The organism is Peribacillus sp. P4_C12, assembly GCF_056402095.1.
In genome coordinates this window covers 1-1,223 of the sequence record NZ_JBFUIB010000849.1, presented here as the reverse complement: position 1 = coordinate 1,223, position 1,223 = coordinate 1, and the positions used below count along the sequence as shown (strand labels likewise).

The window sequence follows — 1,223 nt, the reverse complement described above, 5'->3', positions numbered from 1 at the left end:
GCATTCGATTCATATACACCATATACTGTTTTATTCATGTTACATTCCTCCTTAGGTTTTGTTAAGTGGATGTTATATATAAACTCTACCCGCTGAGTCCCTAAGTAAACGAGGATGTACTATTTCATTTTTGGATATAACATTACAATTTGTTCTCAAAACAGAACGATATTTTACTTGAAACCAAGTCACAACAAAGGCTTTCGCATATATTAAAATTTAACATTTACCCAAATACTACCATTCCTATACTCTTCATTAACTACTTGAAGTCAATCAATACATCCGCTTTCTTCTACTATAAAACAACAGCCTCTAAAAGCAGATCCACAATATGAACCGCTTTCGTACACTCGCTCAAGTTTTCTCTTTCGATTCCCAATTGCATTTGTAGCAAACAACCAGGATTTGCTGTAACAACAATATCTGCCTGTGTCGATTTAGTGTGTTCCATTTTCGAATCGAGAATTTTCATAGACATCTCTGATTCTACAATATTATAAATCCCAGCTGAGCCGCAGCAACGATCAGCATCTTTCATTTCCCTAAAATCAATTCCTTCTATCGATTGAAGGAGAATTCTCGGCGCCTTTGAAGTTTTCATCACATTCCGTAAGTGACAGGAATCTTGATATGTCACTGACTGTGAGGGCAGTTTCAAGCGAACTTTTTCCTGAAAGCGTAAATCCACAAGAATTTCGCTGATATCTTTCATTTTGTTTTTAAAAGCAATGGCCCTTTCGTACCACTCCGGCTCATCTTGAAGCAAATGATCATAATCAATAAGGAATGCTCCACAACCCCCGGCATTTGTAATAATATAATCGACTTCGTCCGCTTCAAACGCTTCAATATTACGCTTGGCTAGTTGTTTTGCGCCTTCTTTTTCACCACTATGACCATGCAGGGCTCCGCAACAAGCCTGGGCTTTTGGGATTACGATTTCACATCCGGCCAGCTGCAGAAGTTTTAGTGTAGCCTTGTTTGTATCCAAAAACATTGTATCCATTAAACAGCCGGAAAAGAAGGCTACCTTTTTGACTGGATTTCCTATCGCAGGCAGCTCTGTTGGCCGATTTTTCATTTCGGATTTTTTGGGAACTTTCGGTAGCACTTTTTCCATGGTCGCAAGATTATCCGGAAGGATGCTTAGGACACCAGTTTTACGAGCAATGTACTGAAGACCAGAACGCTGGTAAAAGCCCAGTAAACTTGTCATGTTC

The 1,223-nt window shown here is 39.2% G+C and carries 1 protein-coding gene; it reads right to left on the bottom strand.

All coding sequences use genetic code 11. From position 1 onward, the window contains the following. Positions 1–298 precede the first annotated feature (298 nt). Positions 299–1,223: (Fe-S)-binding protein (locus AC1DUW_RS29635; RefSeq protein WP_477644281.1), on the bottom strand; the 925-nt coding region annotated here is incomplete at its 5' end.